Annotated in this window: 27 protein-coding genes; 13 read left to right on the top strand and 14 right to left on the bottom strand. The window is 66.9% G+C overall.

Annotated elements, in window-relative coordinates; all coding sequences use genetic code 11:
- Positions 1-203: 203 nt before the first annotated feature.
- The 7 genes from CXK91_RS04335 to CXK91_RS04305 all read right to left on the bottom strand — a co-directional run bounded on the left by CXK91_RS04335 (position 204) and on the right by CXK91_RS04305 (position 7,672).
- The gene (locus CXK91_RS04335; protein ID WP_103455126.1) at positions 204-1,208 is read right to left on the bottom strand and encodes an alpha/beta hydrolase; all 1,005 of its coding nucleotides are present in this window, start codon (positions 1,206-1,208) and stop codon (positions 204-206) included.
- 373 nt (positions 1,209-1,581) lie between these two features.
- Positions 1,582-3,783, bottom strand: coding sequence for a xanthine dehydrogenase family protein molybdopterin-binding subunit (locus CXK91_RS04330; RefSeq protein WP_103455125.1), 2,202 nt, complete (start codon positions 3,781-3,783; stop codon positions 1,582-1,584).
- Positions 3,780-4,766 carry an FAD binding domain-containing protein gene (locus CXK91_RS04325; protein WP_103455124.1) on the bottom strand — a complete coding sequence of 329 codons (987 nt, stop codon included), beginning with the start codon at positions 4,764-4,766 and terminating at the stop codon, positions 3,780-3,782. Before CXK91_RS04325 ends, CXK91_RS04330 begins: the two co-directional genes overlap by 4 nt.
- Entirely contained in the window at positions 4,763-5,275 is a 513-nt protein-coding gene (locus tag CXK91_RS04320; protein ID WP_042927739.1) for a (2Fe-2S)-binding protein, read from the bottom strand. The genes CXK91_RS04325 and CXK91_RS04320 overlap by 4 nt, the downstream gene beginning before the upstream one ends.
- Positions 5,276-5,472: 197 nt before the next feature.
- Entirely contained in the window at positions 5,473-6,063 is a 591-nt protein-coding gene (locus CXK91_RS04315; protein ID WP_103455123.1) for a nucleotidyltransferase family protein, read from the bottom strand.
- On the bottom strand, positions 6,056-7,033 hold the full coding sequence (locus tag CXK91_RS04310) for an XdhC family protein (RefSeq protein ID WP_103455122.1): 978 nt from the start codon (positions 7,031-7,033) through the stop codon (positions 6,056-6,058). Before CXK91_RS04310 ends, CXK91_RS04315 begins: the two co-directional genes overlap by 8 nt.
- Positions 7,034-7,105: 72 nt before the next feature.
- Entirely contained in the window at positions 7,106-7,672 is a 567-nt protein-coding gene (locus CXK91_RS04305) for a DJ-1 family glyoxalase III (protein WP_015278160.1), read from the bottom strand.
- Positions 7,673-7,803: 131 nt separating this feature from the next.
- Between CXK91_RS04305 and CXK91_RS04300 the strand changes: the two genes are divergently transcribed.
- Positions 7,804-9,099: an NCS2 family permease gene (locus CXK91_RS04300; RefSeq protein ID WP_103455121.1), complete on the top strand. Its 1,296-nt coding sequence runs from the start codon at positions 7,804-7,806 to the stop codon at positions 9,097-9,099.
- A 122-nt stretch (positions 9,100-9,221) separates the two neighbouring features.
- On the top strand, positions 9,222-10,310 hold the full coding sequence (gene trmA / locus CXK91_RS04295) for a tRNA (uridine(54)-C5)-methyltransferase TrmA (protein ID WP_103455120.1): 1,089 nt from the start codon (positions 9,222-9,224) through the stop codon (positions 10,308-10,310).
- Between the two features lie 177 nt (positions 10,311-10,487).
- Here the strand turns inward: trmA and CXK91_RS04290 are convergent, their stop codons facing one another.
- Positions 10,488-12,086 (bottom strand): 2Fe-2S iron-sulfur cluster-binding protein, encoded by a 1,599-nt coding sequence (locus CXK91_RS04290; RefSeq protein WP_103455119.1) that lies wholly within the window; start codon positions 12,084-12,086, stop codon positions 10,488-10,490.
- Between the two features lie 140 nt (positions 12,087-12,226).
- Between CXK91_RS04290 and CXK91_RS04285 the strand changes: the two genes are divergently transcribed.
- The 6 genes from CXK91_RS04285 to CXK91_RS04260 all read left to right on the top strand — a co-directional run bounded on the left by CXK91_RS04285 (position 12,227) and on the right by CXK91_RS04260 (position 15,336).
- On the top strand, positions 12,227-12,634 hold the full coding sequence (locus tag CXK91_RS04285) for a DUF1924 domain-containing protein (protein ID WP_103455118.1): 408 nt from the start codon (positions 12,227-12,229) through the stop codon (positions 12,632-12,634).
- 10 nt (positions 12,635-12,644) lie between these two features.
- Positions 12,645-13,169, top strand: a complete 525-nt coding sequence (locus tag CXK91_RS04280; RefSeq protein WP_103455117.1) for a diheme cytochrome c — start codon at positions 12,645-12,647, stop codon at positions 13,167-13,169.
- A gap of 149 nt (positions 13,170-13,318) precedes the next feature.
- A complete protein-coding gene (locus CXK91_RS04275) occupies positions 13,319-13,879 on the top strand; it encodes an RNA polymerase sigma factor (RefSeq protein ID WP_103455116.1) in 561 nt (186 codons plus the stop codon).
- Positions 13,872-14,300: an anti-sigma factor family protein gene (locus CXK91_RS04270; RefSeq protein ID WP_103455115.1), complete on the top strand. Its 429-nt coding sequence runs from the start codon at positions 13,872-13,874 to the stop codon at positions 14,298-14,300. Before CXK91_RS04275 ends, CXK91_RS04270 begins: the two co-directional genes overlap by 8 nt.
- Positions 14,297-14,761 (top strand): periplasmic heavy metal sensor, encoded by a 465-nt coding sequence (locus CXK91_RS04265; protein ID WP_064481056.1) that lies wholly within the window; start codon positions 14,297-14,299, stop codon positions 14,759-14,761. Before CXK91_RS04270 ends, CXK91_RS04265 begins: the two co-directional genes overlap by 4 nt.
- Before the next feature lie 92 nt (positions 14,762-14,853).
- A complete protein-coding gene (locus CXK91_RS04260; protein WP_034064863.1) occupies positions 14,854-15,336 on the top strand; it encodes a hypothetical protein in 483 nt (160 codons plus the stop codon).
- Between the two features lie 13 nt (positions 15,337-15,349).
- Here the strand turns inward: CXK91_RS04260 and CXK91_RS04255 are convergent, their stop codons facing one another.
- The 6 genes from CXK91_RS04255 to CXK91_RS04230 form a co-directional block, all read right to left on the bottom strand.
- Complete coding sequence (locus CXK91_RS04255) at positions 15,350-17,500, bottom strand: LTA synthase family protein (RefSeq protein ID WP_103455114.1); 2,151 nt, start codon at positions 17,498-17,500, stop codon at positions 15,350-15,352.
- A 10-nt stretch (positions 17,501-17,510) separates the two neighbouring features.
- The gene (locus tag CXK91_RS04250) at positions 17,511-17,939 is read right to left on the bottom strand and encodes a diacylglycerol kinase (protein ID WP_256055734.1); all 429 of its coding nucleotides are present in this window, start codon (positions 17,937-17,939) and stop codon (positions 17,511-17,513) included.
- Positions 17,929-18,648 carry a lipopolysaccharide kinase InaA family protein gene (locus tag CXK91_RS04245; protein ID WP_103455113.1) on the bottom strand — a complete coding sequence of 240 codons (720 nt, stop codon included), beginning with the start codon at positions 18,646-18,648 and terminating at the stop codon, positions 17,929-17,931. Before CXK91_RS04245 ends, CXK91_RS04250 begins: the two co-directional genes overlap by 11 nt.
- A gap of 2 nt (positions 18,649-18,650) precedes the next feature.
- On the bottom strand, positions 18,651-19,328 hold the full coding sequence (locus CXK91_RS04240; protein WP_103455112.1) for a class I SAM-dependent methyltransferase: 678 nt from the start codon (positions 19,326-19,328) through the stop codon (positions 18,651-18,653).
- 81 nt (positions 19,329-19,409) lie between these two features.
- Positions 19,410-20,687 (bottom strand): sensor histidine kinase, encoded by a 1,278-nt coding sequence (locus tag CXK91_RS04235; protein WP_103455111.1) that lies wholly within the window; start codon positions 20,685-20,687, stop codon positions 19,410-19,412.
- Complete coding sequence (locus CXK91_RS04230; RefSeq protein WP_003302056.1) at positions 20,677-21,360, bottom strand: response regulator transcription factor; 684 nt, start codon at positions 21,358-21,360, stop codon at positions 20,677-20,679. Before CXK91_RS04230 ends, CXK91_RS04235 begins: the two co-directional genes overlap by 11 nt.
- A 192-nt stretch (positions 21,361-21,552) precedes the next feature.
- On the opposite strand from CXK91_RS04230, the gene CXK91_RS04225 reads away from it, so the two are divergent.
- Genes CXK91_RS04225 through CXK91_RS04205 form a run of 5 tightly spaced genes read left to right on the top strand, consistent with a single transcriptional unit; the run spans position 21,553 to position 25,828 of the window.
- Positions 21,553-22,242, top strand: coding sequence for a thermostable hemolysin (locus CXK91_RS04225; RefSeq protein ID WP_103455110.1), 690 nt, complete (start codon positions 21,553-21,555; stop codon positions 22,240-22,242).
- Positions 22,226-23,671 (top strand): AMP-binding protein, encoded by a 1,446-nt coding sequence (locus CXK91_RS04220; RefSeq protein ID WP_103455109.1) that lies wholly within the window; start codon positions 22,226-22,228, stop codon positions 23,669-23,671. The genes CXK91_RS04225 and CXK91_RS04220 overlap by 17 nt, the downstream gene beginning before the upstream one ends.
- Positions 23,672-23,686: 15 nt before the next feature.
- On the top strand, positions 23,687-24,358 hold the full coding sequence (locus tag CXK91_RS04215; protein ID WP_014821500.1) for a TenA family transcriptional regulator: 672 nt from the start codon (positions 23,687-23,689) through the stop codon (positions 24,356-24,358).
- Positions 24,345-25,181, top strand: coding sequence for an SDR family oxidoreductase (locus CXK91_RS04210; protein ID WP_103455108.1), 837 nt, complete (start codon positions 24,345-24,347; stop codon positions 25,179-25,181). The genes CXK91_RS04215 and CXK91_RS04210 overlap by 14 nt, the downstream gene beginning before the upstream one ends.
- On the top strand, positions 25,178-25,828 hold the full coding sequence (locus tag CXK91_RS04205) for a tetratricopeptide repeat protein (RefSeq protein WP_103455107.1): 651 nt from the start codon (positions 25,178-25,180) through the stop codon (positions 25,826-25,828). Before CXK91_RS04210 ends, CXK91_RS04205 begins: the two co-directional genes overlap by 4 nt.
- Positions 25,829-25,874 lie beyond the last annotated feature (46 nt).

Below are 25,874 nucleotides of genomic sequence, written 5' to 3'. Positions count from 1 at the left end.
TGTTCAAAAGACGGCAGGGCCGCAAGAATACCCCACGCATCAAAGGGATAGTACTCAGCATCCACCCAGGGGATGACTCGACGGCGATCGCTGCACTCACACCGCTAGTGCCGGTCCTCGAGCTGTGGGAGCCGTCTTGTCCGCAAGCCTCAAAGCAGCGCCGGGTTCAAGGACAGTGCCCTAGACCGGGTGGCGGCTTCGCCTCAATCAGACGCACCGCCGAGTCGACTCGATATCCACTCGCGGCTGTAGGCAAGCACGCTGGCCGCCGTGCGGGTCGGGAAATGGATGAACCCATGTGGGCAATGCGGCAAGATGTGCACTTCGGCAGGCGCGGCGTGGCTCCACCGCTCCGCCATCTCCAGCGTGTCATCCCTGAGCGGGTCGAGCCCTCCCGCAAACATCAGCGCCGGCGGCATGCCGCAGAGATCGCCATACAGCGGTGACAACGGTGGCTGCCGACGCTCGGCATCGCTCAGGCCCGGCGTCAGCATGCGCAAGGCTTCCACCATGCCTGGGCCGTCCAGCACCAGCGTCTCGGGAGGCGCTGCGCGAACGCTCGCAGTACCCGTCAAGTCGTAGACGCCGTAATACAGCACCGTACCGACCACGCGCTGCAGCAGCGCTGGCCAGCGTTTCAGCGAGAGCAAGGTGGCGCAGGCGAGATGCCCGCCTGCCGACTCACCCACGACGACTACCGGCAGGTCGACAAACTCTTCGCAGCCCCCACCCAGCAGCCAGCGTGCGGCAGACAGGCAGTCCTCCATCACCCCCTCAATCGGGGTCGACACCGCCAGCCGATAATCCACTGAGACGACCGCCACGTTGCCGTCGTTGACCATGGCAGCATTGAATCTGTCGTTCATTTGAGCGTTGCCGATCACCCACCCGCCGCCGTGGAAGTCCAGCACCACACCGCGGGGCTTCCCGCTCGGCCTTATGATCCGCACCGGCACCGAAGCGCCCGCCACCCCCACCACTCGGCTTTCAGCCTTGAGCCCATGCTTGCCAAGCCAGCCCACACTGCCCAGTTGGCCGAGCCGCAGCAGCCCCTGAATCAAACGGGGCGTCACTCGATTACGAATTCGAAACCGCGGCGCCCAGGCGAGCTTCTCGTTGAAGCGCTGCACCTGTGCGACGTCTCTCTCGGCAGACCAGCGTTCTTTGCTTTCCAAAACATGCTCCGTTGTCGCAACGGCTGTGTTCATTACAGACAACGTAGTGCGATCGGCTGCTAATTTACTTATCGATGGCGGCCCGTGGCCTGCCTGCCCTATTAGTTCGATGCGCAGCCCGTCCGCTCAACTTCGTCTACGAAGCGACAAGAGCAAGTGACTCGCTTAGCAGGGCGAAAACCAAGCCATCACGCAACTCGCTTTCCGCCTTTGCCACCCCCAGCAAACGTTCTGCTGCACTGGTGGGCTGAAGCCCACTACGGGCACCGCTGCCGTTCTAATGGTTCACACGCCCCGAACGCAGAGCGTCCACCATGGCATGCTCACGCAGCAGCGTGGGGACGATCAGCGGCTCAATCTGCCGCAGCCTCGCCGGTGGGCCGAAGCCCACCCTGCGCGCCGGCGACTACAGCAATTTATCCAGGGTAATCGGCAGGTCCCTCACCCGCTTACCCGTCGCGTTGTAGATCGCATTGGCCACCGCCGCCGCCACGCCGACGATGCCGATCTCCCCTACCCCCTTCGACCCCAGGTCATTGACGATCTCGTCGTGCTCCTCAACAAAGATCACGTCGACCTCCGGAATGTCCGCGTTCACCGGGATGTGGTACTCAGCGAGGTTGTGGTTCATGTAGCGGCCGAGCCGGTGGTCGATCAGCGTCTCCTCGTGGAGCGCCTGGCCGATGCCCCAGACCACGCCGCCGACGATCTGGTTGCCCGCGGTTTTCGGATTGACGATTCGTCCGGCAGCAATCGCGCTAACCACGCGGCTGACCTTGATCGTGCCGAGGTCCTCGTCTACCCGAACCTCTACGAACACCGCCGAATGGGTCCCGGTTGACCAGGCGTCGCGCTTCTCGTCGGGCTTGACGCTGGCCTCGGCTTCCAATGCGCCGCTGACCTGCACGATGTCGCGCAGCGGCACGGCATGCTCGCCGGATTTCAGCCGCAGTTGGCCATCGACAAACTCCACCGTCTCCAGATTCGCTCCGGTAAAGGGTGAAGCCGGCGACTGCTGTACGGCGTCCAGCAGCTTCTGCCGCAGGCCGGCGCATGCGCGTTGCACCGCACTACCGACCGAGGACACGGTGGCCGAGCCACCCTCCAGCGGTGCCTGCGGCAGGCTGGAATCGCCGAGGCGGAACTCCACCTCGGCCATCGACAGGCCCATGGCATCGGCGGCGATCTGGGTCATCGCGGTGTAGGTGCCGGTGCCGATATCGGCGGTGGCGCTGGTCACCAGCAGCCGGCCGTCGGCGTCGAGGCAGGCGCGAGCGGAGGCCGGCATCTGCATGGCTTCCCAGACGCCGGTGGCCATGCCCATGCCCACCAACTGATGACCGTCGCGCAGGCTGCGTGGCTGCGCCGGACGCCGCGACCAGCCGAAGCGCTCCGCACCCTGCTGGTAGCAGGCACGCAGCTCCTTGCTGGAATAGCGCTTGCCCTCGTTACCGTTGATGTCGGTGTAGTTGCGCAGGCGCAGCTCCAACGGATCGATACCGACTTCATGGGCCAGCTCGTCCATCGCGCACTCAAGCGCATAGACACCGATGGTCGCGCCCGGGGCGCGCATGTCCAGCGGGGTATAGACGTCCAGCGGCGCCAGGCGGTAGCCGAGGCGAACGTTGTCGCAGGCGTAGAGCATGCCGGACCACTCCACCTCGTGCTCGGTGAAGTCCTCGAAGCGCGAGGTCTGGCCAATGGCCTTGTGCTCGATGGCCCGCAGCCGTCCTTCGCCATCTGCCGCGAGCTTCAGCTGCTGAAAGGTGCGCGGGCGATAGCCGAAGGTGAACATCTGCTGTCGGGTCAGCTCGACGCGCACCGAGGCCTTCAGCTTGAGTGCGGCCATCACCGCCAGCGGCAGCTGGTACTGCGGGCGCAGGCCGGAGCCGAAGGCACCGCCAACAAAGGGCGCGAGCACGCGAATCTTGCCCTCCATGTCGAACACCTGTTCCAGATAGCGCTGGCAGTTCTGCACGCCCTGGGTCTTGTCATGGATCAGCAGCTCGCCGCCCGGCTGGTACTGGACGATGGAGGCATGCGGCTCCATTGGGTTGTGGTGCTCGACCGGGGTGCCGTATTCGCAATCGACGCGTTTTGCCGCCGCAGCGAACGCCGAGTCGAAATCGCCGCGCGGCTCCGGCAGCTCGGCCGGTGCTTCATGGGCCTGTTCGCGCGCCGCCTGCAGATCGGTCTGATGCGCTTCGACCTCGTATTCGATGCGCACGAGGCTCGCCCCGTGCCGCGCCAGCGCCTGGGTCTCGGCGACGACCAACGCCAGTGGCTGGCCGCTGTAGAGCACGCGGTCGTTGTACAGCGGGCGGAACGGCGAGCCGTCGGCGGCATCGTCGTCCTCGTAAGGCTCGTCGTAGCTTGCCACCGGCGGGCGGTTCTGGTGGGTCAGCACCAGTCGCACGCCGGACAGTGCCTCGGCCGCGACGGCATCGATACGCGTGATCCGGCCGCGGGCGATGCTGCTCGACACCACGGCGCCATACAGCAGCCCCGGCACATCGGCTTCGGCAGCGTAGCAGGCCTTACCGGTGACCTTGAGCGGACCGTCGACACGGTCCAGCGGCTTGCCCAGTGGAGAGTTGGCGCTGTTCATCGGACGGTTCCTCCGGCGGCTTCGGTCAGTGCACGCACGATGGCGCGCCGGGCCAGGTCGATCTTGAAAGCGTTGTCGGCGAGCGGTTGCGCGCCTTGCAGCAGGCGATCGGCCGCCGCGGCGAAACATTCGGGTTCGGCACGCTTGCCGCTGAGCAGTTCTTCGGCCTCCTCCAGGCGCCAGGGTTTGTGCGCCACGCCCCCGAGCGCGATACGCCCGCGGCGGATGATGTCGCCATCCATCTCCAGCGCCGCCGCGACGGACACCAGGGCGAAGGCGTAGGAGGCGCGGTCACGCACCTTGAGGTAGGCGCAGTGGCTGGCAAAACCTTCCACCGGCAGCTCGATGGCGGTGATCAGCTCGCCCTCGACGAGTACGTTGTCCTGCTGCGGCTGGTCGCCGGGCAGGCGGTGGAAGTCCACCAGTTCCAGGCGTCGCTTGCCGTGCGGCCCCTCCACATGCACCCGGGCATCCAGCGCCGCCAGCGCCACGCACATGTCCGACGGATGCACGGCGACGCAGTGTTCGCTGGCACCGAGAATCGCGTGGATGCGATTGCGCCCGTCACGCGCGCTGCAACCGGAGCCCGACTCGCGCTTGTTGCAGGGCGTGGCGGTGTCGTAGAAGTAGTAGCAACGGGTGCGCTGCAGCAGGTTGCCGCCGGTGCTGGCCATATTGCGCAGCTGCGGCGAAGCCCCGGCGAGAATCGCCTTGCTCAGCAGTGGGTAGCGCTGTTCGATTTGCGGGTGCCAGGCCAGGTCGGCGTTGCTCACCAGCGCACCGATGCGCAGCCCGCCCTCGGCGGTCTGCTCGATCTCGCGCAGCGGCAGGCCGTTGATGTCGATGAGCTGGCCGGGTTGCAGCACGTTCTCTTTCATTAGGTCGAGCAGGTTGGTGCCGCCGGCGATATAGCGGCTCTGCGGCCCGTGCAGGGCGATGGCCTGGTCGATGCGTTCGGGGCGCTGATAGCTGAACGGCGTCATTGCGCACCCTCCTGGCCGCGCAGCGTCGGCAGTGCGTCCTCAATGGCGGCGAGGATGTTGGGATACGCGCCGCAGCGGCAGAGGTTGCCGCTCATGTGTTCGCGAATCTCGTCGCGGCTGCTGGCACGGTTCTCCGCTGCTAGCCCGGCTGCCGAGCAGATCTGCCCCGGCGTGCAGTAGCCGCACTGGAAGGCATCGTGCTTGACGAACGCAGCCTGCAGCGGATGCAGCGTCGCATCGCTGGCCAGGCCTTCGATGGTGGTCAGGCTGGCGCCGTCGTGCATCACCGCCAGGGTCAGGCAGCTGTTGATACGCCGGCCGTCGAGCAGCACCGTGCAGGCACCGCACTGGCCGTGATCGCAGCCTTTCTTGGTGCCGGTCAGGCCGAGCTGGTCGCGCAGCAGGTCGAGCAAGGTGGTCCAGGGTTGCACCTGGAGCTCACGGCGTTCGCCGTTCAGCTCCAGGCTGATGGTGCAGGTCTGGCCTGCGGCTGAAGAATTTTCGCTCATGGCGGCCTCACGGTTTGGGCGTTGGTATGCGCTGTCCGTGCGTCTTGGGGTACGACTGGCGTGCCGCGAAAATCGTTCAGCCCTGCCGGTCGAGTGGCTGCGGCTGACTGAGGGTCATCTCGCCGCGAACGGCGTGGCGCTGCGCGGACCGGCCAATTGATTCGTGCAGGTTTTGGTAGTCGCTACGGCGATGGTCTTCAGGCCTGCCGGCGATCATTGGGATGGTCGATGTCCTGCAGTACACCGGGATCGTTCAGGGCGAGCTCCAGTACCGGGTGCGCCGCGAAAAGCACCTGGGCACCGCGATCACCATCCAGCTGCAGCAGCGCATCGCGATGGGCGCTGCCGATGCCGCGCGGATGGCCGGGGCGGCCGTCATAGGTCGGCACAACCAGGTTGTCTTTGCGGATTGCCGCCGCGATCTCGCGCAGGGTCCGCGGCTGCACATAGGGCATATCGGCCAGCGCCACCAGCCAGCCACGTCCTGCCGGCGCCTGGGCCACGGCCTGCGCAAGGCTGTGGCCGAGCCCGCGGGATTCCAGCGCAAGCACCTCGCAGTCGGCAGCGTTGGCGCTCAGCCAGTCGCGCAGAGGCAGATTGTCTGCACGGGTCACCACCAGCAGCCGTTCGGCGACACCACGAAGGTTGGCCAGCGTGGCCGCCAGCACCGGCGGCGACGACGCAGCAGCCAGGCTGGCCGCCAGCAGCTTGTCCGCCCCACCGGCCGCGCGATAACGGCTGCCCTGCCCCGCGGCGAGAACGATGGCGCAGACGCCCGGTTCAGGCACAGCGCTGTTGTTCCAGCAACGCCTGGCTGACCAGAGCGCCGTTTTTCAGCGCAACCACTTCGGCCATCAAGGACAGCGCGATTTCCGCCGGTGTACGGCTGCCGATGGGCAAGCCGATGGGGCCGTGCAACCGCTGCACCTGGCGCTCGCCGAGGCCCAGCGACAGCAGGCGCGCCTTGCGCTTTTCGCTGTTGGCCCGCGAGCCCAGAGCGCCGACGTAAAAGGCTTCGGACTGCAGCGCGGTAAGCAGTGCCATGTCGTCCAGCCGCGGGTCGTGGGTCAGCGCGACGATGGCGGTGTGCGCATCCGGTTCGATGGCCAGCACGGCATCGTCCGGCATGCCGGGGACGAAGCGCACCGTCGCCGCATCCCAGTCGTGGGCATAACCTTCGCGCGGGTCACAGATCAGTACTTCGAAGCCGAGGCCATGTGCCAGGTCGGCGACATAACGCGACAGCTGCCCCGCGCCGATCATCAGCAGGCGCCAGGCCGGGCCGAATGGTGCGCGCAGGGTATGCCCATCGAACTGCAGCGCGGCGTCGCGGCCGGCGGTTTGCAGCGTTACATCACCACTGGCGATATCCACACAGCGCAGCAGCCGTTCATGCCCGACGCAACGCCGCAGCAGCTCGTCGATCCATCCGGCATCGCGCAATGGCTCCTGCAGCAGGCGCAGGGTGCCACCACAGGGCAGACCGAAACGCGCGGACTCTTCCTTGCTCACGCCGTAGGTGATCAGCTGGCAAGCCTGCGGTGGCTCATCGGCCATGACCCGCGCGAGCAGATCGTCCTCGACGCAGCCGCCGGACACCGAGCCTTCAACGCGGCCATCGCCGCGCAGTGCCAGCAGCGAACCCACCGGACGTGGCGCGCTGCCCCAGGTTTCCAGCACCGTGTAGAGCACCACGGGATAGCCCTCACGCAACCAGTCGCGGGCCCGTCGCAGTACCGCCAGATCGACACTGTCCATTGATCTCCTCGGATTCAGCCCATTGCTGCCAGGACTCCCGGCAATGCAAGGAGTGACCGATCCGAGGCGAAATTAGTTCGTCGTTGCCGGCACCAGCATGGCGTCCGCCACCTCGCGGCGCTTGCCGCGACCGGCCAGACGCTCCACTAGGGTCAGGGCGAATTCCAGGGCGGTCGCCGGGCCCTGGCTGGTGATGCAGTTGCCGTCCACCACCACCGGCTGGTCGAGGAAATGTGTGCCGGTGAGGTTGTCGCTCATGCCTGGGTAGCAGGTCACCTGGCGGCCCTTGAGCACGCCGTAGGGATGCAGCGCCACTGCCGGCGCGGCGCAGATCGCGGCGAAATCGAGACCGGCACGAGCCTGCTGGCGAACACGCTCGGCCAGCGGCTCCAGCTCGCCGAGGGTCTTCGCCCCGGGCATGCCGCCGGGCAGCACGATCAGGTCAAAATCCTGCGCCAGCACGTCGAGCAGCATGGCGTCGGCGGTGATCCGGGTACCGCGCGCGCAGGTCAGCATGCGCCGCTCTTCGGCACTGGCGACCAACACCTCGAACTCGGCACGCCGCAGCACGTCGATCAGGGTGACGGCTTCCAGGTCTTCGGAACCGTCGGCGATCGGAATCAGGACTCGTTTGCTCATGGCGTTCACCTGCTCAATGGAAATTCAACCGCGCTGCCGGCCGGTGTAAGATGCGCGGCTTTTGCGACGACACGCGAATCGCCCGCCAGAGGCGACAGCCCTCACACTGACCGGCACATAGGGGATCGACCATGCTGGAAAAGCTATTTCAACTCAAGGCGCACAACACCACGCTGCGCACCGAGGTCCTGGCCGGTATCACCACCTTCCTGACGATGGCCTACATCCTCTTCGTCAACCCGAGCATCCTCGCCGAAACCGGTATGGATCACGGCGCGGTGTTTGTCGCCACCTGCCTGGCCGCAGCCATCGGTTCGGCGATCATGGGCCTGGTTGCCAACTACCCGATCGCACTGGCGCCGGGCATGGGTCTGAACGCCTTCTTCACCTACACCGTCGTGCTGACCATGGGCTACACCTGGCAGACCGCCCTCGGGGCGGTGTTCCTCTCGGGCGTGATCTTCTTTGGCCTGTCGATCTTCAAGATTCGCGAGTGGATCATCCACAGCATTCCGCTGGCCCTGCGTGCCGGCATTGCCGCGGGCATCGGCCTGTTCCTGGCGATCATCGCGCTGAAGAACGCCGGCATCGTGGTCGACCATCCGGCGACGCTGGTGGGTCTCGGCGACCTCAGTGCCGGCGGCCCGCTGCTGGCCTGCCTGGGCTTCTTCCTGATCGCCGCGCTGGCCTATCGCAAGGTTACCGGCGCGGTGATGATCGGCATTCTGGTGGTCACCGGGCTATCGATCCTGCTGGGCCTGTCGCAGCTCAACGGTGTGGTGTCGATGCCGCCGTCGCTGGCGCCGACCTTCATGCAGCTGGATATCATCGGCGCGCTGGACATCGGCCTGATCAGCGTGATCTTCGCCTTCCTCTTCGTCGACCTGTTCGACACCTCAGGGACGCTGATCGGCGTCGCGCAGAAAGCCGAGCTGCTCGACAAGGACGGCAAGCTGCCGCGCCTGGGCCGTGCATTGCTGGCCGACAGCACCGCCACCATGGCCGGCGCCGCACTGGGCACATCCACCACCACCAGCTATATCGAGTCCGCAGCCGGCACGGCTGCAGGCGGTCGCACCGGCCTGACCGCCTGTGTCGTGGCGCTGCTGTTCCTGCTCAGCCTGTTCTTTGCCCCGCTGGCCGGTGCCGTGCCGGCCTACGCCACCGCACCGGCGCTGCTGTTTGTCGCCGTGCTGATGATGAGCAGCCTGGCCGGCATCGACTGGGACGACATGACAGTCGCCGCACCTGTGGTGGTCACTGCCCTGGCCATGCCGCTGACCTTCTCCATCGCCAACGGTATCGCCTTCGGCTTCATCGCCTGGACTGCCGTCAAGCTGCTGGCCGGACGCTGGCGCGAACTGAGCCCGGCCATGTGGGTGCTCTCGGCGCTGTTCGTGGTCAAGCTGGGCTGGTTCGCCGGCTGACGTTCCGTAGGGTGGATGACGCTTTTTTTCATCCACCTTTGATACGGAGACGGTGGATGGATAAAGCGTCAGCTGCGCGCCCCGATCCACCCTACGATTTATCTACCATTCCAAGAGTCTTCATGAGCGCTCCGCAATTCGACCCCGCCACTTACGAAACCCAACTCGCCGAGAAAGCCGCCCGGCTGCGCGACCTGCTGGCGCCCTTCGACGCACCCGCGCCGGAAGTGTTCGACTCACCGGATGCGCACTATCGCCTGCGCACCGAATTCCGTCTGTGGTACGACCAGGGCCAGCGTCACTATGCGATGTTCGAGCCGGGCGACAACCACACGCCGATCCTGATCGATGACTTCCCCATCGCCAGCCGTCACATCAACGAACTGATGCCGCAACTGAAAGCCGGCTGGCAGGCCAGCGATGCCTTGGGCTTCAAGCTGTTCCAGGTGGAATTTCTGACCACCATGGCGGGCGACGCGCTGATCACTCTGGCCTATCACCGACCGCTGAACGAAGCCTGGCAAGCTGCAGCCGAACAGTTGGCGGCGAATCTGGGTGTGAGCATCGTCGGTCGTTCGCGCGGCAAGCGCATCGTCATCGGGCGCGACTATGTCGAGGAAGAACTCGTCGTGGCCGGGCGGACTTTCCGCTATCGCCAACCCGAGGGCGCCTTCACCCAGCCCAACGGCGAGGTCTGCCAGAAGATGCTGAACTGGGCCTTCGAGGCGCTCGGCGAGCGCGACGACGACCTGCTGGAGCTCTACTGCGGCAACGGCAACTTCACCCTGCCGCTGGCCAGCCGTGTACGCCGCGTACTGGCCACCGAGATCAGCAAGAGCTCGGTCAATGCCGCGCTGGCCAACCTGGCCGACAACGGCATCGACAACGTCACCCTGGTGCGTCTGTCCGCCGAGGAGCTGACCCAGGCGCTGAACGAGGTTCGCCCGTTCCGCCGCCTGGCCGGCATCGACTTGAAGAGTTATGACTTCGGCAGCGTCTTCGTCGACCCGCCGCGCGCCGGCATGGACCCCGATACCTGCGAGCTGACCCGCCGCTTCGAGCGCATCCTCTATATTTCGTGCAACCCGGAAACCCTGGCGCAGAACATCGCCCAGCTGCACGACACCCATCGCATCGAGCGCTGCGCACTGTTCGACCAGTTCCCCTATACCCATCACATGGAGTCCGGGGTGTTGCTGGTGCGCCGCTGAGGCAGTGATCGGGTTCTGTATGCGGATAGCCAGCGGGACATAGCCAGACTTTTCGTTTTAGCAGTCCTTCGGCCTGCATTCGCCGCGAGGGCGCGGCGCCCACGAGATGTGCGATGGGGCTTGGCTTCTTCGTGGGAGTACCGCCCTCGGGGCGAAGCGTTTAGCTCCGTACGCATATCAATATTCAACCTGCAGCTCGGCGCTGCGCGGTTCGGCCTGGCAGGCCAGCGCCCAGCCCTGGCGCACCTCGCTTTCGCTCAGCACCTGGTTGCTGCGCATGCTCACGCTGCCCTCCACCACCCGGCATTTGCAGGCGGCGCAGACACCCGAGCGGCAGGCGCTCGGCGGTTGCAGGCCGGCCTGTTCCATCGCCTCCAGCAGCACCTCGCCACGCGGTACGTCCAGTTCGTGACGGCGACCGTCGAGCGCGACCCGCAGGCGACTGCGGCGACCGCCCGTCTCACGGCCCGCCTCGCCACGCGGCGCCGCCCCAAAACGCTCCAGATGGATGCGCGCCGCCACCACCCCCAGCTCGCCCAGCGCCACGCTGGCGCCATCCATGAACGGCTGCGGGCCGCAGACAAAGGCCTCGGCAAGCGGCCAACCGGCCAGCTTCGCGGCGATGGCCGCAGCATTCGGCACACCCTGCTCGGCATCGAGCCAGATGCGCAGTTGCAGACGCTCGGGGTAACGCGCAGACCACTCGGCCAGCTCCTCGGCAAAGATCAGCGAGGCGGCATCGCGGCTGGCGTAGAACAGGAACACCCGCCCGCTGCCCTCGACCAGCGCCGCCTGCAGGATCGCCATCAACGGCGTGATGCCGCTGCCGGCACCGAGCAGCAGCAGATCGCCCTCCAGGCTGCGCGGCACGAACACCCCGGACGGCGGCAGCGCCTCGATGCAGTCGCCCGCCTGCAGATTGTCCAGCAGCCAGTTCGACGCGCGCCCGCCGGGCACCCGCTTGATAGTGATGCGCAGCGCGCCATCCGCCTGCGGCCGCTGCGACAGCGAGTAGCAGCGCAGCAGCGCCGGCTCGGCACCGGGCACCTTGAGTGTGAGGAACTGCCCCGGCTGCGTGGTAAAGCGTGCGCGCTTGGCGGCCGGCACCTGCAGGGTGAACGAACAGCTGTCGGCGGTTTCAGCCTGGCGTGAGGCGATGCGCAGGCGGGTGAATTCCCCCTCGACCGGCGACGGCGACGGCGACGGCGACGACGCGAGTGAAGTCGCTACCGGCGCCGAGGTCGAAGGTGCAGTCGAAGCCGGTCCCGACTTCGGTACGCCACGCAGCATCGGCCATACCGCCTTGCGGCGGAACAGCAGCACATAGCCGACATGCAGGCCGATCAGCCACAGCCCCAGGTTGGCGAAGAACTCGTGCACCTCTTCGGCGTCGCCCATCCAGCCGACGAATTCGATGTCGCTGGCGGCGCCGAAGACATCCGGCCCCACGCCCGGCAGGGCGGCCAGCACATCACCGTTGTCTACCATGCCCAGACCGACCACGCTGGCAATGGCGAAACTGCCCAGCGCGCCGACCGTCAGCCACTTGCCGACGCTCGACAGGCCCGGCTTGCTCCGCTGGCCCTTCGGCGGCAGCAACTGCGGGAAGCCGCGCAGGCGCAGCGGCACGATCAGCAGGCGCCACATCAACAGCGCCACCAGGCCATAGCCCAACCAGATATGCAGCGTCTCGGCGTCGTCACCGCTGAGGTAGGCGCCAAGAAAGAAACCGGCCAGCAGCCAGTGGAACAGACGGAAACGATTGAAAGCAGCCACGACGGCGATCCTCTTTGAATGGATGCCGCCTTTGTATTCCTGCGAGCTGAAACGAAACTGAACGGCACCGACCGCTGCGCTTCAGCTTGGCGTAAGGTAGCGCGCCTAGGCTGCGCTCATTCCCAACCGGAGAGCGCACCATGAAAGCCCGCTGGATCATCCTCCTGTCCTGCTGCCTGAGCCTGCCGGCCCTGGCCAAAACCGAACACCCACTGCTGGCCGGCTACGCCGCACAGGCGCGTCAGGAGAATCCGAACTTCACCAGTTTCTCCGCCGAGCGCGGCAAGGCACTGTACTTCGCCGAGGAGCAGCGCAACGGCAAGACCATGAGCTGCACCACCTGCCACACCGCCGACCCGCGTCAGCCCGGCAAGACGCCGGCGCACCGCAAGGTCGATCCGCTGGCGCCGGCAGCCAACCCCGAGCGCTTCACCGACCTGAAGAAGGTCGAGAAATGGTTCCGCCGCAACTGCGACGACGTCTACGCCCGTGAATGCACCGCGCAGGAAAAGGGTGACTTCATCAGCTGGATCGACAGCATCAAGTAAGGAGCCCGCCATGAAGATTGCACCCCTCGCTGCCGTCGCCGGGCTGGGCCTGACCCTGGTATTGGCCGGCCTCAGCTTCGCCGATGACGACGACCATCACGAGCGCAAGGGCTACAAGCGGCCCAAGCGCCTGTCGGTACCGAGCGATGCACCGCTGGTGTGGAAGGAAGAATGCGCGGCCTGCCACATGCTCTATTCTCCTGGCCTGATGCCTGCAGATGCCTGGCGCGAGCAGATGCGCACCCTGGGCGATCACTACGGCAGCAACGCGTCGCTGGACCCGGTGCAGGAAAAGGAAATCCTCGACTTCCTGGTCCGCGCCTCGGCCGTCAACCGCCTGCCGGTGGAGCCGTCACCCACCGCCGGCGAGCCGCCACGCATCAGCCAGACGCGCTGGTTCGAGCACAAACACGACGAGGTCAGCGAAGCCAAGTTCGCCCGCGAGTCGGTCGGCGGCCGCTTCAACTGCGTGGCCTGCCATCGCGACGCAGAAAAAGGCGACTTCGACGAGGACCGGGTGAAGATTCCGCGCTGAGACAAAAATAGCCGGAACATTTTGCCAACCGTTGCGTTATATCCCTGCGGCAACCCGGACGGCAGCGCATGGGCACTGCAAAAACTGAGGCGTTGGCAACGCAGCAGGTTTTAGCGGCGCCCTGCGCGGTCAGCCCAGACGAGCGCTTAATGAACGACAGCGAACAGGACCTCATCCAGCAGGCCGCGCGTGGTGATCGCCAGGCGTTCGGCACGCTGGTGCGCGTCCATCAGGCGCGGGTCTTCCACTTCCTCCGTCGCCTGCTCGGCAGCGCCGACGAGGCCGCGGACCTGACTCAGGAAACGTTCATCCGCGCCTTCCAGGCGCTGCCCAGGTGGCGCCCGGAAGCACGCTTGCAGACCTGGTTGCTGCAGATCGCACGCAATGCCGCGCTGGATGCGCTGCGCCAGCGGCAACGCCACGTCGACGTGGCGCCGGAGGAACTGGCCGAGCCGGTCGATCCGGCGCCATCGCCGCTGAGCCGGCTGCAGACCGGGCGCGATCTGGCATTGCTGGAACGCTTGCTAGCCCGCCTGCCCCACGAACAGCGCGAGATCCTGCTGCTGCGCGAGGTGGAGGGGCTGGCCTACGACGAACTGGCCGCCACGCTGCAGCTCGCCGCCGGCACCGTCAAGTCGCGCCTGGCACGCGCCCGCGAGGCGCTGCTGCACGGCTATCGCCAGGCCAACGGAGGCACCCTCGATGACTGAGCATCTGGACATGGCGATCCTGTCCGCCTACCTCGACAACGAACTCGACACCGCCGCACAGCGCCACGCCGCCGCCCACCTGGCGGTTTGTCCGCAGTGTCGCGCCACCCTGGCCGAACTCGACGGGCTCGGCCAGGGCTTGCGTGCGCTGGCCTGCCCGGAGTTGCCGGCCGAGTTGCAGGCGCGTCTGCAGCGGCCCTTCGCGCCGCCGCCCGTGCGCAGCTGGTGGGCCCGGCACTGGGCGCAGGGTATCGGCGCCGCGGCGTCGGTCCTGCTCGGCCTGCTGCTCGGCTATGCCCTGCCCGGCCAGCCGCCGGGCAGCTCACCCCGCCACGACCTGCTCGCCGTCCTCGGCAGCACCCCACCTGGCGCGCTCTGCGCGCGCCCCGAATTCTGCTACCTGAAGGTAAACCTGAAATGAGCAACACCACCCTGCGCAACGCCCTGGTCCTGTCCGTGCTGGTCAACGTCGGCGTGCTCGCTGGCCTCGGCTGGCAGAAACTCAGTCGCGATGGCCTGCCGATGCCCTCTGGCGCACCGACCGAGCTGTCGCGCGAGCTGCAACTGAGCGCCAGCCAGCTGCAGCGCTGGCACGATGCCGAGGCGCCGTTCCTGGCCTACCTGCGCGCCTCCAACGCCAGCCTCGGCGAACACCGCAACCGGCTGATCGAGGCGATCTTCGCTGAACAGGTAGACCGCGCGGTAATCGACGCCGAGCAGGCGAAGATCGCCGAACTGCAGAACGAACAGCAGCGCCTACTCATCGACCAGCTGCTGCAGGAGCGCGAGATCCTCGAACCGCAGCAGCGCGCGCGGCTCGCCCAGGTGCTCACGCAGCAGTCGTTCGGCGCCGACAGCATCGAGCAATTGCACCGCAAATGACGGATTGCACGGCGCGATGGAACAAAACCGTCGCGCCTGCGTTAGAACATCAGGAGCCGCACTTCGCCGGCTCGCTCAATGGAGTTCTATCGATGATCCGCAAACCCCACGCTCTCGCCCTCGCCATCATCCTCGCCGGCACCCTCGGCCACGCCGGCACCAGCCTCGCCGCCACCAGCCATGACCACGGCCACGGCGAAGGCGCGCCGGCGCTGCAACTCGATGCCGGCAAGCGCTGGGCCACCGACGCGCCGCTGCGCCAGGCAATGGGCACCATCAACAACGATATGCGCCAGGCGCTGCCGGCGATCCACGAAGACCGTCTGCCCGCCGCCCGCTACGGCGAACTGGCCGAGACGGTGCGCGGCCAGGTCGCCTACATGGTGGAGAACTGCAAGCTGAGCGCCGAGGCCGACGCGCAGCTGCACCTGATCATCGCCCAGCTAATCGCCGGTGCCGACGCCATGAGCGGCGCCCCGGCCGGTCAGCGCGACGGCGCGGTGACGGTGGTCGGCGCGCTGGGCGACTACGCCACTTACTTCGCCGACGACAGCTTCAAGCCGCTGGAACACTGATCGACCGCCGCGCTCAACCCTTGTCCGGCCGTGCCGGCGGGGCCGCTTTCACCGCGAGCGGCACCTCGGCGGCCACCGCTTCCGACTCGCCCTCGCCGCTGCGATCTCCGCTGGTGTTGGCCAGCAGGCTGGCGGTGGCGGTCTGCAGGTAGGCGTGCAGCTGGCGCAGCAGCTGCGGCTGATCCTCGGCAGCGGCGATCCGCTCGCCAGCCGGTTCACCGCCCAGGCGATAGCGATACAGCCGCGCCGGCTGCTCCTTGGGCTGTACCAGCACCCGATCACCGCGGATCAGCGCCACGGTCTGGTCGCTGCCCGACGGCTTGACGATGCCGAAACCCGGATCGTCCGCCGGCAGGCTGAGCAAATCGCGGCCCCAGCATTGATGACGCACCTCGCCACCGAGGCGGCCCATGATGGTCGGCACCACGTCCACCTGCGTACCGACCACCTCGCGACGGCTGCCGAAACGCTCGGTGACGCCCGGGGCGATCAGCAGCAGCGGCACGTGGAAGCGCAGCAGATCCATCTCGGTGACTTCCTCCGGCGCGCCGAACCCGTGGTCGCCGACCACGACGAACAAGGTCTGCTTGAACCAGGGCTGGTTACGCACCTTGTCGAAGAACTGCCCCAGCGCCCAGTCCGAATAACGCATCGCCGTCAGATGCTGGTCCAGCGCGCCATGCCCCTCGACAGCAGCGACCGGCAACTGCTCGGGTAGCGCATACGGCGTGTGGTTGGACAGCGTCTGCAGCAGCGCATAGAACGGCGCGCCGTTATCCAGCTTGCCCAGCTCCTCGGCGGCGCGGGTGAACATGTCCTGGTCGGAAACACCCCAGGTCGGGTCGGAAACCACCGGATTCACATAGTCGTTGCGGCCAACGAAGCGCTTCATGCCCTGGTTGCCGAAGAACCCCGCCTGGTTGTCCCAGGCGAAATCGCCGTTGTAGACGTAGACGTCGTCGAACGCCCGCGCACCGAGCAGCTGCGGCAGTCCGGAGAAGCGATGGCCGCCTTCTGGCGTCTGCATCAGGTACTCGAAGCCGGGCAGGTTGGGAAAGCAGGCCATGCTGGCGAACATGCCCTGGTGGGTGTGGGTGCCGTTGGCGAAGAAACGCTCGAACAACAGCCCCTCGCCGACCAGGCGGTCGAAGTTCGGCGTGATGCCGTCGGCACTGCCAAGCGCGCCGACATAGCGGCCGGCGAAGCTCTCCATGAGGATCACCACCACGTTGCGCACCGCCAGCTGGCCGTCCGCCGGCGGCTGGAAGTCACGGCGCACCGGCGCCAGCTCGGCATCCACCAGCCGGTCGTTGCCGGTCAGTAGCAGCTCGCGGGTGATCGCCTGCGCCTGCTCGGCCGGCAGCGTCGCCTTCCAACTGTTGTCGCGATGACTGGAGAAGCGGTGCTTCGCGGCGTCATACAGCGAGAGTGTCGCGTTCAGGCCGAGGTGATTGGCGAACATCGACTCGGTGGTAAAGGCATCGCCCCAGCGCAGCGGCGGTCCCTGGCGCAGCGTGCCGCGCGCGGCCACCACACTGACCAGCACCAGCAGCGTGAACACCGCCGTGCGGGTATACCAGGTCGAGCCACGGCGGCGTGCGCCGGCCTCGCGCACAGCCGGCGCGCCACGGGTCAGCCGCTCCAGCCAGCCGAACAGCGCGTACATCGCCGCGCTCGCCACACCCCAGCTCGCCAGCAGTTGCAGTACCGGGAAGCCATGCCAGAGCATGCTCAGCACGGTGGCCGGGTCTTCCTGCAGGTACTGGAACACCAGGCTATTGAGGCGCTGGTGAAACTCGCGATAGAAGTTCAGCTCGATCAGCCCGAGCAGGATCGTCAGGCTGGCACACACACTCAACCACAGCCGCAGCAGGCCCCGGGCGGCCATCACTCGCATGCTCAGCACCCCGAGCAGCAGTGGCAGCAGGATGTACACCGTCAGCCGCAGGTCGAAGCGCAGGCCGTTGCCGAACGCCTCGACGAAGCTGGCCAGCGGTGTACTGCCGATCAGCTCGCGGTTGAACAGCAGCAAGCCCAGCCGCAACAGCGCGAACAGCGCCAGCAGGGCCAGCGCACAGGCGAACGTGAAGCGCAGGTGGGCGGCCAGGCCATTGAAGCCGGACGCCGGGCGCTCTCGAGCAGAGCGTCGCAAAGAGGAAAGCATGGTACGTCCTTCAGGGGATGAGAATCACCGCCCAGACCAGACCGATCAGGCACAGCGCCAGCAATTGCGCGGCGCTGCCCATGTCCTTGGCCTGTTTGGCGAGCGGATGCAGTTCGAAAGAGATGCGGTCGACCGTCGCCTCGATGGCCGAGTTGAGCAGTTCGACGATCAGGCCGAGAAACACCACGGCAATCAGCACGGCGCGCTCGACGCGGCTGACGTCGAGCAGGAAGGCCAGCGGAATCAGCAGCAGGTTCAGCAGCACCAACTGGCGAAACGCCGCCTCGCCCCGATAGGCGGCCTTGAGGCCGGCGGCGGAGTAGCCGGCGGCATACCAGAGCCGCGTCAGACCGCTGCGCCCTTTCAGGGCCGCACCACCAACCGGCACGTCAACGCTGGCCACGGCATCGGTAGCCGCGCAGGTCGGCTCAGATGACATCGCAGCGCAACTCGCTGAAGGTGCGGTGGGCGGCCAGCAATCGTTGCCAGTCCTGTTCCGGCATGGCCTGGCGATGACGCTTGAGCTGGCGCAGGTCATGCCGTGCCGCGGCGCTGCGCCGCAGGCGGCGACGGCTCTTTTCCAGATCGAGCAGGGCGACCTCGACCCGGGCCGCGTCACCTTCGCCCTGAACCCTGAGGAAGATGTGCTTGGGATAGCAGCAGCCATGCTGCCAGCGGGCCTGATGAATGCGCGCCAGGGTGATCCCGACCGCCGCCAGCATGCGCTCCTGTACCGTCGGACCGAAGCGCTCCCCCAAGTCCTGTTGATACCAGTCCTCCAGGCTGACGAAGCCTTCCAGCTCCGCCGTCACCAGCAGTGCCTGCCACTGCCCGGCCTGCTGCCGCGTGCCGCAGTAGACCAGTTCCGGCACCCGCACTCCGAGCCGGGCGAAGGCCTGCAGTGCCCGCAGTTCGCGCAGCACCGTGGGCCGGCCGAACGGATGCAGCAGCGAGCGATACAGGTGACCGATCTGCCGTTTGCAGTACAGCAGCGACTGCTGCGGATCGCGCAGCCGTATCCGTTGCACACCGCTTTCGCCGGCGCGGCGCTGGTTGGGCTCCTCGACCCATTCGCCCTGGGTGTTCCACCAGCGCTGGAAGGTGCTGGTACGCGCTTCGCGGGCCGGCAGTACGAGTGGTCGGCTCATGTTCAGCCCCGCTTGCGCAGCACGTAGACCCGCCACATCGCGTAGCCCGGGAGAAAGTCATTACGGTCGAGGATGTCGAAGCCGGCCTCGGCGAATTCCTTCTCGATCACCGAGCGCGCGACGACGAAGCGGTTCTGGTTGTCCTTTGCCGGCCGGCGACGCTCCAGGCGCTTGCGCTTCCAGGCCTTGTAGTTGCCATCGACCCACAGCGAGACGATCAGCGTGTCACGGGTGACGCGGTGAAACTCACGCAGCATCGCCAGCCGGTGCGCCGGGTCGGCGATGTGGTGCAGCAGGCGCATGCAGAAGATGTTGTCTACCGCGTTGTCACCCATGTCGATGGCGAAGGCGGAGGTCTGGAAGCTCTCGACCCGATAAAGGATTTCCCGCGACTGCGCGGCCTCGGCGATCGCCAGCATGTCGGCCGAGTTGTCGGCAGCAAAGATCATCCGGCTCGGGTGCTCGGCCAGCAGCGGCCAGAAGCGCCCGGCGCCGCACGGCAAGTCCAGCACCAGATCAGGATCGCCGGCGATCTTCAGTGCGCGGCGCGCCATCTGCTCGTCACGCCAGTGCGACAGCCGCCGGGCCAGGCCATCCTGATGCTTGTGCAGGTATTCGTAGGCGTGCTGGCGATCGTACTTGCGCGAGAACTCCAGTTCGATAGGGCTCGATGTCGTCATGGCGGGCATTCCGGTTGGAAACGGAACGCCAAACTAACCAAGCAGACATCAAGGGCCCGTCAACGGGATGTGAAAAAAACGTCAAACAGCGCCGTCATGAAAGCGCACCTGAAAGCAGCTGCCCTGCGGTTGCCGCGGCACCACACCTACCTGCCAGCCCTGGTGCGCGCAGATCCGCTTGACCAGCGACAACCCCAGCCCCAGCCCTTCGCCGCGCCCCTCGGCACCCCGCACGAACGGCTGGAACATGCGCTCCTGCTCCGCCAGGGGAATGCCCACGCCGCTGTCCTCGACGCGAAAGCCACCTTCGTCGAGGACCAGCCGCACCGTGCCGCGGTCGGTGTAATGCAGTGCGTTGCGCAGCAGGTTGGACATCACCGTGCCGAGCAGGGTGTGGTTGTAGACGCCGCGGTCCTCGCCCTCCTCCAGCAGCTCGAAGGCCAGGCCCTTCTCCGCCAGCAACGGTGCCCAGCGCTCGCTCTGCTCGGTCGCCACGCTCCGCAAGCTGGCGTCGCCGGCCAAGGACGTCTGTTGCGGACGCGCCCGCGCCAGCATCAGGAAGGTTTCCACCAGCTCGTGCATTTCCCGCGCGGCGCGCTGGATGCGCGCCAGCGGTCGCTGTGCGGCTGGCGACAGCTCGGCCTGCTGCTCGAGCAGCTCGCAGGCGCCGAGCACCACCATCAGCGGCGTGCGCAGTTCATGGCTGACATCGGCGGTGAACAGCCGCTCACGCTCCAGGGTCTGGCGCAGCTGGCCGAGGGTGCTGTCGAACGCCGCAGCCAGATGACCGACCTCGTCATCGGGATACTGCAAGGCCAGCGGCGGCGCCAGCGGATGCAGCTGGTCGCGGTGGCGCACCTGGTTGGCCAGGCGGCTGACCGGTGCCAACACCCGGTTGGCCATCAGCCGCCCCAGCGCCCAGGCGCCGAGCACGCTGAGCAGAAAGCCGGCCAGCACGACGTTGAACAGCGCATCCTCGCGGGCCTCGAACTCGTGCTGCTCCTGCACCAGCACGTAGCGTTCAGCGCCGACCTTGCGCACATAGACGTAGTAGGCATCGTCCCCGCGAACCAGCTCGGTGAACCCCTCGCCGAGCCCGGCAAACGCCTTTGGCATCGGGTGCTCGGGCAGATGCGAGGCGAAGAAGTGGGTGCTGGTGTCCAGCTGCGGTGTCCGTCCGTTTGGCAGGTCCTCGTTGAGCACGATGTCCAGGTCGCGACTCAGCTCCTCGGTGACCAGCTGCTCTTCGATGAAGTGCACCACGCCGACGATGCCGAGGGCGAACGCACCGCTCACCACCAGCGTCATCAGCGTGAAGGCGATGACGATCCGCCGCGCCAGCGGCTGCTTAGCGAGCATCGCAGTCCTCCGCCAGGCGGAAGCCAAGGCCGTGCACGGTATGCAGCAACGGCTTGGCGAACGGCTTGTCGAGCACCTGGCGCAACTGGTGGATATGGCTGCGCAACGCATCGCTGTCCGGCACGTGATCACCCCAGACGGCATCTTCCAGCGCTTCGCGGCGCACCACCGCCGGGCTGCGCTGCATGAGGATCGCCAGCAGCTTGTGGCCGATGGGGTTGAGGCGAATCGGCTGGCCACCACGACTGGCTTCCAGGGTGTCCAGGTCGTAGCAGAGATCGGCCACCTGCAGCTGCCGGCGACGCGATCCCTGGCAGCGACGCAGGATCGCCTCGATACGGGCAACCAGCTCGGACAGCGCGAAGGGCTTGATCAGATAGTCGTCGGCACCGGCCTGCAGCCCCTTGATACGGTCAGGCAGGGCATCGCGGGCGGTGAGCATGATGATCGGCGTATCGCGCCCGGCATCGTCGCGCAGGCGCTTGCACACCTGCAGCCCGTCGATGCCCGGCAGCATCAGGTCCAGCACGATCAGGTCGTAGTCCTGGGTGGCGGCCAGGTGCAGGCCGCTGAGGCCATCCTGCGCGCAGTCGACCACGTAGCCCTTGAGCTCGAGGTAGTCCAGCACGTTGGCGAGAATGTCACGGTTATCTTCGATGACCAGGATGCGCATCGCTGGGGTACTCGCTAGAAGTTTCGGAACGGCAGACGCTGCTTATTACGCCTGCGCGCGGCGCAGAACATAGCCGAGACGATGTGAAAAAAACGTCGCCTCGCCAGCCCCGCATTTAGCCCTGCGCGGCTTAAGACTGCCTTAAGTTTGCGCCCCAACAATCCGGCCCAGGCTTCTTACCGAGGTTCCCCGATGGAACTGCCCTGGGTCGATCACACCGATGTACTGGCACGCATTGGCCGCGAGCCTTCGCTCTGCCTGCAACTGGCGCAGGCCGATGCAGGCGAGCGGCGCGCAGCACTGGAAGACTTCATCCGCCAGCGTTTCGCCGAGCACTATCAGGCGCAGGTGCGGCACTTCATGCCCTGCCTGCTCGGCCTGCATGGCGACAATGGCGAGGTGCAGGGCGCGGTTGGCCTGCGCAGCGCCCGGCGCCGGCCGCTGTTTCTCGAACGCTATCTGGACGAGCCCATCGAGCAGGCCGTGAGCCAGCGCCATGGGCGTACGGTGCCGCGCGAGGAGATCGTCGAGGTCGGCAACCTCGCCGCCTTCGGCAATGCCTCGGCGCGCCTGCTGATCGTCGCGCTGACCGATCTGCTGGTCGCTCAGGGCTTTCGCTGGGTGGTGTTCACCGGCACGCCGGCACTGCTTAACAGCTTCCAGCGCCTGGCGCTCGATCCGCTGCCGCTGGGCCTGGCCGATCCGGCGCGCATGGGCGAGGAGCTGGCCGACTGGGGCAGCTACTACGCCTGCCGGCCGCAGCTGATGGCTGGCGAGATCCTGCCCGGCCACCAGCGCCTGCTGCAGCTCGGCCTCTATGCGCGGCTCGGCTATCAGCCGCTGTTCGACACCACGGAGGCGCCCCATGCAGCCTGCAGCTGAACGCTTCTGGACGACACTCGACCAGCACGCCGGCATCGCGCTGAGCGAAGGGCCGCGCCAACTGAGCTACGCCGAACTGCGCCATGAGGTGGCCGCGCGCGCCAGCCATCTGCAACAGCTCGGCGTGCAGCGCGTCGCCTTGGCGCTGGATAACGGTCTGGAGTGGGCGCTGTGGGACCTGGCCCTGCTGCGCGCCGGGCTGGTCTGCGTGCCGCTGCCGGCATTCTTTTCCGCGGCGCAGCAGGAGCACGTGCTGCAGCACGCCGGCACCGACTGTCTGATCGGCGCCGTCAGCCCTTTCAGCGAGCGCTGCGGCTTTCGTCAGAGCGTCGGCGGCCTGCTACTGCGCCAGCCGGATTCCGTCACGCCGGTGCCCGACGGCACCCTGAAGATCACCTATACCTCCGGCACCACTGGCCAGCCCAAGGGCGTCTGCCTGGATGCCGAAGCGCAGCTGGCGGTGGCCGAGAGCCTGCGGCAGGCCAGCCTGCCGTGCGACGTGCGACAGCACCTGTGCGTGCTGCCGCTGGCGACGCTGCTGGAAAACATCGCCGGGCTCTATGCGCCGCTGCTGGCGGGCGCGCGGGTCGAACTGCGGCCGCTGGCCGAGATCGGCTTCAGCGGCGCGGCGGGCTTCGAGCTGCCGCGCCTGCTCGCCACGCTGAACGCGAGCCAGCCGCACAGCCTGATCCTGTTGCCTCAGCTGCTGCTGGCGCTGGTCAGCGCCGCTGAGCAAGGCGTGCCATTACCCGCATCGCTGCGCTTTATCGCGGTGGGTGGCGGTCGCGTGGCGCCGCAACTGCTGGAGCGCGCCGAACGCCTCGGGCTGCCGGTGTTCGAGGGCTACGGCTTGTCCGAATGCGCCTCGGTGGTCTGCCTGAACACACCCGAGGCGCGGCGCATCGGCACGGTCGGCCGGCCGCTGCCACATGTCGAGCTGCGCTTGGCCGACGATGGCGAGGTACTGGTGCGCGGCCCGCACATGCTCGGCTATCTCGGCGAGCCGGCGCTCGCTGGCGAGTGGTTGGCGACTGGCGATCTCGGCCATTTCGAGGACAGTTTCCTGGTCCTGCACGGACGCAAGAAGCATCAGTTCGTCACCGCCTACGGACGCAACGTCAATCCCGAGTGGGTGGAGGCAGAACTGGTACAGCAGGCAGCCATCGCTCAGGCCTGGCTGCATGGCGAAGCACTGGCGCAGAACGTCGCCGTGCTCGTACCTCGCCGCCCCGAGCTGAGCGATGCCGAGCTGCAGGCGGCGGTCGAGCGGGTCAACGCCGACTTGCCGGACTACGCCCGCGTGCACCACTGGCTGCGCGCCGCCGAGCCCTTCACCGCCGGCAACGGCCTGGCCACCGCCAACGGCCGGCTGCGTCGCAACGCCCTCTTCAACCATTACCAATCGGCGATCAACGCCCTTCTGTCCTGACTTTCGAGGCTCATCATGGATTTCTTCGACCAGCTGCAACACCAGACCAATGCCGAGCGCGAATACCTGCTTGGCGCGCCGATCATCCACGCCGCGCTCGCCGGCACCGCGACCCGCGCGCAGTACATCGCCTTCCTGACTCAGGCCTACCACCACGTCAAGCACACCGTGCCGCTGTTGATGGCCTGCGGCGCACGCCTGCCGGAGCGCCTGGAGTGGCTGCGCGAGGCGATCGCCGAATACATCGAGGAAGAAATCGGCCATCAGGAATGGATCCTCAACGACATCCGCGCCTGTGGCGGCGATGCCGAGGCGGTGCGCCATGGCCAGCCGGCACTGCCCACTGAGCTGATGGTCGCCTACGTTTACGACCGCATCGCGCGGCACAATCCGGCGAGTTTCTTCGGCATGGTCAACGTGCTGGAAGGCACCAGCATCGCGCTGGCGACCCAGGCCGCCGGCGTGCTGCAGGACAAACTTCAGCTGCCGGCCAAGGCGTTCAGCTACCTGACCTCGCATGGCAGCCTGGACCTGGAGCACATCGAATTCTTCAAGAGGCTGATGAACCGCCTCGACGACGAGGACGACAAGGCCGCCGTGGTGCACACCGCGCGCGTCGTCTACCGCCTCTACGGCGACATCTTCCGCAGCCTGAGCGCGCCGGAGCACGACCATGCAACTGCGTGACGCGCGCATCCTGCTGACCGGCGCCAGCGGCGGCATCGGCCAGGTGCTGGTCGAGCGGCTCTGCGCCGGCGGCGCCCGGCTGCTGCTGGTCGGCCGCGACAGCCTGGCGTTGGAAGCGCTGGCGCGCCGCTATCCGGGGCAGGTCAGCCTAGTCTGCGCCGACCTCGCCCAGCGCAGCGGCCGGCATACGGTGCTCGATGCGGCGCGGCGTTTCGGCGGCCTCAACTGCGTGATCAACGCCGCCGGAATCAACCAGTTCAGCCTGCTCGAACAGCAGGACGAGGACGCCATCGCCCGGCTGATCGGCGTCAACGTCACCGCCACGCTGCAGTTGACCCACCTGCTGCTGCCGCTGCTGCGCCAGCAACCGCAGGCGCTGCTGGTCAATCTCGGTTCAACCTTCGGCTCCATCGGCTACCCGGGTTTCGCCGCCTACTGCGCCAGCAAGTTCGCCCTGCGCGGTTTTTCCGAGGCGCTGCGCCGCGAGCTGGCCGACAGTCACGTCAAGGTGCTCTACATCGCGCCACGCGCCACCCGCACGGCGATGAACAGTGCCGACGTGGTGGCGATGAACGACGCGCTGAAGGTGGAGATGGACGATCCGCAAGAAGTCGCCCGACAGATCGTCCATGCCATCGCCACGGAGCGCGAAGAGCTTTACCTCGGCTGGCCGGAAAAACTCTTCGTGCGCCTCAACGGCCTGCTGCCACGGCTGGTCGACCAGGCCCTGCGCAAACAGTTGCCGGTGATCAAACGCTTCGCCCGTGCTGAACAGCCGCTGCCACCCGCCCACCAATCCAACTCAACCGGAGAACACCCATGAAGCGCCTGCTCGGCCTTTGCGCACTGATGCTGGCCCTGGCTAGCCAACCCTCCTTCGCCCTCAGCCCGGCCGGCGAATCGTCGCTGCGCCAAATCCAGGCGCGCTGGGCGGAAATCAACTACCAGCTGCCGGCGGCGCAGCGCGAAGCGGCCTTCGCCCGGCTCGCCTCGGAGGCCGAAAGCGCGGTGGTCGGCGAACCGCAGGCCGCCGAGCTGCATATCTGGCACGGCATCGTGCTCAGCACCTGGGCCGGCGCCAAGGGCGGGCTCGGCGCGCTGGGCCTGGTCAAGCAGGCCAAGGCCGCACTGGAAAAAGCCATCGAGCTCGACGCGCAGGCACTCGACGGCTCGGCCTATACCAGTCTGGCCAGCCTCTACTACCAGGTGCCCGGCTGGCCGATCGGTTTCGGTGACGAGGACAAGGCCGAGGCGCTGTTCAAGCAGGCGCTAGCGCTGAACCCGAACGGCATCGACCCGAACTACTTCCACGGTGATTTCCTGCTGCGTCAGAAACGCTACGGGGAAGCGCGCGCGGCGCTGGAAAAGGCACTCGCCGCGCCCGACCGCGCGGGTCGTGAAGTCGCCGATGCCGGTCGCCGCGACGAAGCCCGCGCGCTGCTCGCGCAGGTCAAGGAAAAGCTGGAATAACCGGGTGCGGCGGCGTTGAATGCACAGCAATGCCGCGAACCCTTCA

The organism is Stutzerimonas stutzeri, from assembly GCF_002909485.1.
GTDB lineage: Bacteria > Pseudomonadota > Gammaproteobacteria > Pseudomonadales > Pseudomonadaceae > Stutzerimonas > Stutzerimonas stutzeri_AH.
The sequence above is the reverse complement of the archived record's forward strand: the minus strand, read 5'-3'. Positions and strand labels throughout refer to the sequence as shown.